Raw genomic sequence first — 7,273 nt, forward strand, 5'->3', positions numbered from 1 at the left:
GGCTGGACTGCTCATTATGAAGCAGGTAAATGGACAGAAGAAGCGAAGAAAAAAGCAGCGCCTAAAAAGAAAGCAGCTGCAAAAAAGGCACCAGCTAAAGCTAAGCCTAAAGCGAAAGCTAAAAAAGAAGATGAATAAGCACGTTATTGCTTATTCATAGTTTTTGTAGATTTAAAAAAACATAAAAAAACCGGAATGCACAGCTTGTGTCTATTCCGGTTTTTTTGTGCCTAGTTGAATGCTTTCGCAACGGCTTTATTAGCAGTACATTCACCTAAGCGTGTTACCAATTTGATTAAAAACCTGGTCATTTTAGCGTATTAAATAACTCAGTTACTGCGTTAAAAGCTATTCATATATGACTGCGTAGATGCAGAAAGTAGGCATTGCAGGGAGCAGCTGCCGAGAACAAATATATGTCATGCTTTTTCGCTTAGCTATTGAACTATATTCTTAGCGCTATAATTGATCACTAATTAAATGTAATTGGTATAATTAAATCTTAACAGAAGATACTTTTTTATAGCCTTCAGATTCAAGCTCATCATTTACGCATTTTAATACGTAGGCATTTAGCTCTTCATTGCTTACGTCATCATCTTTAGCCCAGTTAACACACATTTCTGTGTATTCTTTTATCATTTCGGCTGAAGCTGTTGGCGCATCGTCTGCAACCGCGTAAGTCGCAGATACTGCAAATAGTGGTGCTACGATTAATGCTAGCAATGCTTTTTTCATTCGTTTATTCCTAAAAAAATGGTGTGATGACTGATTTATCCAGTTTAAAGTTAGATATAAATCAGTAGTGCCCAATCCAGAACAACTCTGTTGGTATACTGATTTTTAATCGAAATTGAAATAAAAGATAACGAAATTTTTTTATCGTGAGGATGAGTAATTTACTTGTCAGTTTTTTAACTTTAGTAAGTACAGCATTATTAGCTGGAGTAATATATTTAGTAGCTACGAAAACCTGATTCTACGCTTTATATTAATAACCTTTAGATTGTTTTAGGGAAAATTGATTTCTTAGGTTCAAAAATGAAATGCATAAGCGTCATTGTTTATTTCTACTATGAGGATATTTTAAGTTTGTAATATCAGCCGTATTATTTGCTTTAACTGAATGTCTAAATGGTGAAACTAAAAGTCACTAGAATGCGTTAAATACAAAAAAGCCCAAGTGAATAGCTTGGGCTTTTTCGTGTGTAACGCACTTAGGTAAACATTAAACGCAACTTTTGAGTCATTAACACTGAGCGTAAAAACATGCGTAAGGCTCAAGCGTTGTGGTGCCTTGGTCTAACTTTGCGCTGTGGTGGCTAAGCTCGGTGTATTCTTTAACGATTGATGTTGGCATATCAATACTTGTTTGCTTAGCGCTGAGATTGAACATACAAAGCATTCTTTGCTTTCCAAGCGTTCTATAAAAAGCAAGCACAGGCTCTGGCGTTTCTATAAATTCAATATCACCTTCAAGTAAAACTGTTTGGCTTTTTCGCCATGCCATAAACTCACGGTAGGCATTTAAAATTGAGTTGTTATCATCTGTTTGTATAGCTACTGATTGCTGCTTATGTGCATTATCAACGGGTAGCCAAGGTTTTACTTCACTAAAACCTGCATGAGATGAATCAGCTAGATCCCAAGGCATTGGTGTTCTACAGCCATCACGCCCTTTAAAATTAGGCCAAAATGTAATGCCGTATGGGTCTTGTAAATCTTCAAATGCTACACTTGCTTCACCCAGACCTAGCTCTTCACCTTGATACATACACACGCTGCCGCGAAGAGAAGCTAATAGGGCGGTTAGCATTTTACATTGTTGAGGGTTTACTTCGCCATTTTCGCTCCAGCGGCTCGCTACGCGCTCTACATCATGATTACTAAATGCCCAGCATGGCCAGCCTTCAGTCATACGTTGTTCTAGAGTTTGAACCGTAGTTCTAATATATTCACTTGAGTAATCATTTGTTAATAGCTCAAAGCTATAACCCATGTGCAGTTTGTCGCCACCTTGGGTGTACTGCGCCATTGTAGCTAATGAATCTTCTGATGAGATTTCGCCAAGCGATACAGTACCTGGGTATTTATTAAGTAATGTGCGAATATCTTGCATAAACTCAATATTTTCAGGCTGAGTATTATTGTAGTAATGGTACTGAAATGCATACGGATTATCTTCACTAAAACCACGACCCTGGCGCTTATCTTTTGGTTTAGCCGGATTATCACGTAATTGCGCGTCGTGATAGCAAAAATTAATTGCATCAAGCCTAAAACCATCAACGCCTTTTTTAAGCCAAAACTCAACATTATCAAGCACAGCTTTTCGAACATCTGGGTTATGAAAGTTAAGATCCGGTTGTTCGGTTAAAAAATTATGTAGGTAGTATTGCCCGCGACGAGGCTCCCACTGCCAAGCACCACCACCAAAAATAGATAGCCAGTTGTTTGGGGCTGTTCCATCATCTTTTGCGTCAGCCCAAACATACCAGTCGGCTTTACTGTTATTTTGATTTTCACGGCTATCAGTAAACCATTGGTGTTGATCTGATGTATGGCTTAACACCTGATCAATAATTATTTTAATATTACGAGTGTGGGCTTCGCTTATTAGCTCATCAAAATCATTTAGGTCACCAAAAAGCGGGTCAATGTCACGATAGTCGCTAATATCATAGCCAAAGTCTTTCATTGGCGATTTGAAAAAAGGTGAAATCCAAATAGCATCAACGCCTAAGCTTTTAATGTAATCAATACGATTAATAATCCCTCTTAAATCACCAATGCCATCGTTGTTGCTATCTTGAAAGCTACGCGGATAAACTTGATAAATAACCGCACCTTTATACCACTGCTTTTGGGTCATGCTTTTCTCCGTCATTCCACACAGTATTTAGACTATTTTTATTTGTGATTACAATTAATCACGTTATTTGCAAAAAGCATACGTGAAGCCTTGTACACTGTAAAAAGTCTGCATACGTATGCACTAAAATTAACGCAATTAAATTATTAAAAATAAGTACTTATAGCTAGCTTAAAGGTGTTTTATTTATGTGTTGGGTGTTTACCAATTATGGCACTGACTTACTTTCTGACTTTTATTAAACATAACGGTTTGTCATACAAGAGAAAATATATTTTATGTTTTTAATTTAATGGTCTGACCAATTAAACATTTGAACTGTGTCTAATATTTCTCATTCTAAATAGCGATACTAATTAGTTTCACTTTGTTTACATTGCGTCCTGCTAACTTTTAGTTTTTGATACAGTAGATTTTACATGTAATGTTAGCTACGTCATTTTCAATGGTTTTATTTATAATAAAATCAATTGTTTAATGTTTATTTGACAAAGTTTATATTAATGTGAAGTCATGCTATAACTGTTGAATACGTATGCATAAAGTTGTTAATAAAATAAAGCTGGCGTTAATATCCATCCTGACAACAAAATTAGCTCGCCTGTTTGACTATCACTCAAATAAAGAAGCGAGTATCACAATATGGGTAACGGGAAAACATCATGTCTATGTTCAAACCAAGTATATTAACGTTGGCAATGGCTACTGCAGGATTAGCAAGCTTTGCCTCTGTAGCAGCACAAGAAGATACAGTAAAAAATGATGACGTTGAGGTTATCGAAGTAAAAGGCTTTCGTGGCAGTGTTGTAGAATCAATCAACACAAAGCGTTTTTCTACTCAAGTCGTTGAGTCAATTTCAGCAGAAGATATAGGTAAGCTACCTGATTCATCTATTGCTGAGTCTATTGCACGCTTACCTGGTTTAACGGCGCAACGCCTAGATGGTCGCGCAAGTAGAGTATCAATTCGTGGTTTTGGTGAAAACGAAAGTGGCACCACATTTAATGGCCGCGAGCAAGTATCTATTAGTGATAACCGCGGCGTAGAATTTGACCTTTACCCATCAGAAATTATGAGCGGTGTAACTGTTTATAAAACACCAAGTGCAAATTTAGATGCAGAGGGTATTGCGGGCATAATTAACATGCAAACAGTTCGCCCACTAAGTAAAGGTGAACGTGTTGTTCAAGTAAATGGACAGTATGAGCAAACAAGCTTTGATAAATTAAACCCTGACGGCAACGACGACGGTTACCGTGGCACTTTCTCATACATCGACCAGTTTGCTGATGACACCATTGGTATTGCATTTGCACTAAACACCATGAGCTCGCCAAACCAAGAAAAACGTTGGAATTCATGGGGGTACCCTGAATTCACTGCTGAAGATGGTAACTCGTATTCAATTTTAGGCGGTGCTAAACCATATGTTCGTTCATCAACGCTTGAACGTGATTCAGCAATGCTTGTTCTAGAGGCAGCGCCTACAGATAAACTAAATATGACGTTTGATGCGTTGTATGTAGACTTTACAGACGAGCAAATTTTGCGCGGCATTGAAGTTCCTTTTGCTTGGGGTCAAGGTAGTATTGATGCAAGCAGTGCTATAGTAGATGCAGAAAGTGGATTTATAACAAGTGCTGTAACACAAGGCCAACGTGTTGTTGTGCGTAACGATTACCAAGAGCGTGATGCTGAACTAACTGCATTTGGATTTAACACTAAATACGATATTGATGATTCATGGTCAGTAGAATTTGACGCAAGCTACTCGCAAGTTGACCGTAAAATTTGGAGTATAGAAAGCTACTCAGGTACAGGGCGTGGTGATTCTCGCGGTGTAGCAGATAACTTAGGTTATGCTTTTAATGGTGGCAATACTGGCGCTACTTTTTCACATGACTTAGATTACAGCGATTATGATCTAATTCAATTAGGTGGGCCGCTTTCGTGGGGTGCAAGCTCTGCACTAAATGATGCATATGGATTAACTGGCACAGAGTATGAAAACCAAGCTCAAGACGGTTTTATTAATGCTCCAACTATTGAAGATGAATTAGTTACATTAAAACTTGCAGCGTCTAAAGTACTAGAAAACGAATACATTAGCTCAATTGAATTTGGCTTAGGTTATAAAGAGCGTGAAAAGTCTAAATCTTCGCAAGGTTACTTCTTGACTTTAACTGATTTTTCTCTTGAAAACCCAGGAATGCTTAGTGTACCTGAGCAATACCGTTTAGGCAGTGTTGGCCTTGACTTTATTGGGCTAGGCGACATGATAGCCTACGATGTAAATGGTTTAGTTAATGATGGTTACTATGAAACCCTTGACGAAAGTTTAACTAGCTCAACTCATGCAACTAAGTCGTGGACAGTAAAAGAAGAAATCACCTCAGCATTTGCACAAGCTAATATTAATGCAGAAGTAAGTGGTCTTCCATTAACTGGTAATGTTGGGGTGCGCTATGTTCATACAGATCAATCCTCTCAAGGTAATGCTTTTGGTGTAGATGGGAATACTGGTCTAGTCATTACTTCACCTACAGATATTGGTCACGATTATTCTCACGTTTTACCAAGCTTAAATTTATCACTTGCGATTGATGAGCAGCAAACAATACGTTTTGGCGCAGCTAAAACAATCTCACGTGCGCGTATAGATGAAATGAACGCCTCTGTTAATGCATCATATAATGATACACCGGATGAAAACGGTAACTTTTGGTCTGTATCGGGTGGTAACCCTAATTTAGAACCTAAAGAAGCAACAGGCTACGATTTATCTTATGAAAACTACTTTAGTGATGAAGGTTACTTCTCTGCTGCATTTTTCTATAAAGACTTAACCCAGTGGATTTTTGACGGTACTTACGCGATTGATATGTCGGGTGTTGCGGACCCATCAACAGGTGAAGTACCAGCTACGTCAGAAGGTACTGGCAGTGGCAAAGTAAATGGCGGCGGCGGTGACCTATACGGTTACGAGATATCTCTAGCGTTACCATTTAAAATTTTCCACCCGTCTCTTGAAGGCTTTGGCTTAATTGCTAGTCATACAGGTATTGAATCTGATATTGAAGATGGAAATGGCAATGAGTACGAACTACCGGGTCTATCAGATAAAATTCAAAGCTTAACGGTTTACTACGAGATGAATGGCATGCAATTACGAACCAGCATGCGTAAGCGTAGTGACTTCAAAGGTGATGTTTACGGATTAGGCTTTAATACAGAGCAAGTGAATATTATCGGCGAAACAATTTGGGATATTCAGGCAGGTTATGACTTCTCTGAAGCAGGGGTTGAGAGCCTTGAAGGTTTATCAATTCAGTTCCAAGTTCAAAACTTAACAGAAGAGCCGTTCACATCGCTTTCTGGCGATAACGCGCTACAAGTTCGCGACTACCAAGATTACGGTCGCACTTACTTGTTAGGCTTTAGCTACCAGCTATAATAAAGGTTGTGTGTAGGAGCCCTTGTAATTTGTTTTACAAGGGTTTTTTTATAGCTACTTTATCAAACTTAACAAAGCTTTAAACTGTAAACGTGGACAATAATATGAAACCAATAAAACACGTCGTAATCGCAGGCGGGGGCACAGCAGGGTGGATAACAGCCGCCTTGCTTAATAAAGTGTTAGGTAAAGTAATCAAAATAACCCTTATTGAGTCAAGTACTATTGGCACTATAGGCGTGGGTGAAGCAACAATTCCGCCTATTATGCAGCTTAATAACGCACTGGGTATAAACGAGCAAGAGTTTATAAACGCTACTAATGCATCTATAAAACTAGGAATTGAGTTCGAAAATTGGAAAACCACCTCTCATAGCTACATGCATGCTTTTGGCTCATTTGGAAAAGACTTCCCCTTTTGCGATTTTTACAATTTTTGGGTAAAAGGGCACATTAGCGGTACAGAAGAAAGCTTATGGGATTTTTCTCTTAACTACCAAGCAGCTAAACAGCATAAGTTTGCACCATTAAATACCATACCTAACACGCAATTACCTGGCTTAAGCTATGCGTACCATTTTGACGCAACTTTATATGCCGAGTTTTTAAAAAAGCTCGCAATGTCACGCGGTGTTGATCATATTGATGCCAAAATAGAGCAGGTTGAACAATGCCCTCTATCAGGGAATATAAAATCATTAACCCTTGATAACACACAGCAGATAAATGGCGACCTTTTTATAGACGCTACAGGGCAGCGCGCCTTACTCATAGAGCAAACCCTTAATACAGGTTTTGTAGATTGGTCTCATTACTTACCATGCGACAGCGCCGTTGCAGTGCAATCTCAAGGTACTAGCGAGCTAAAACCTTATACGCGTTCAATTGCACACAGCGCAGGCTGGCAGTGGCAAATACCGCTGCAAAGCCGAATAGGTAATGGCTT

The 7,273-nt window shown here is 38.7% G+C and carries 4 protein-coding genes; 2 read left to right on the forward strand and 2 right to left on the reverse strand.

Going from position 1 to position 7,273, the window contains the following annotated elements:
* Positions 1-495 precede the first annotated feature (495 nt).
* Complete coding sequence (locus L652_RS0102110; RefSeq protein ID WP_002959734.1) at positions 496-738, reverse strand: hypothetical protein; 243 nt, start codon at positions 736-738, stop codon at positions 496-498.
* A gap of 511 nt (positions 739-1,249) precedes the next feature.
* Positions 1,250-2,872 carry an alpha-glucosidase family protein gene (locus L652_RS0102115; RefSeq protein WP_024595270.1) on the reverse strand — a complete coding sequence of 541 codons (1,623 nt, stop codon included), beginning with the start codon at positions 2,870-2,872 and terminating at the stop codon, positions 1,250-1,252.
* A gap of 662 nt (positions 2,873-3,534) precedes the next feature.
* Here L652_RS0102115 and L652_RS0102120 point away from each other — a divergent pair.
* Positions 3,535-6,327 carry a TonB-dependent receptor gene (locus tag L652_RS0102120; RefSeq protein WP_024595269.1) on the forward strand — a complete coding sequence of 931 codons (2,793 nt, stop codon included), beginning with the start codon at positions 3,535-3,537 and terminating at the stop codon, positions 6,325-6,327.
* A gap of 104 nt (positions 6,328-6,431) precedes the next feature.
* A partial coding sequence (locus tag L652_RS0102125) for a tryptophan halogenase family protein (RefSeq protein WP_024603237.1) occupies positions 6,432-7,273 on the forward strand: 842 nt, incomplete at its 3' end.

It is taken from the genome of Pseudoalteromonas sp. TB25 (assembly GCF_000497995.1).
GTDB lineage: Bacteria > Pseudomonadota > Gammaproteobacteria > Enterobacterales > Alteromonadaceae > Pseudoalteromonas > Pseudoalteromonas distincta.

Excerpts from the sequence above, each read along its gene's own strand:
- L652_RS0102120 (WP_024595269.1), top strand. The coding sequence starts at position 3,535 with ATGTCTATGTTCAAACCAAGTATATTAACGTTGGCAATGGCTACTGCA.
- L652_RS0102110 (WP_002959734.1), bottom strand. The coding sequence starts at position 738 with ATGAAAAAAGCATTGCTAGCATTAATCGTAGCACCACTATTTGCAGTA.
- L652_RS0102115 (WP_024595270.1), bottom strand. The coding sequence starts at position 2,872 with ATGACCCAAAAGCAGTGGTATAAAGGTGCGGTTATTTATCAAGTTTAT.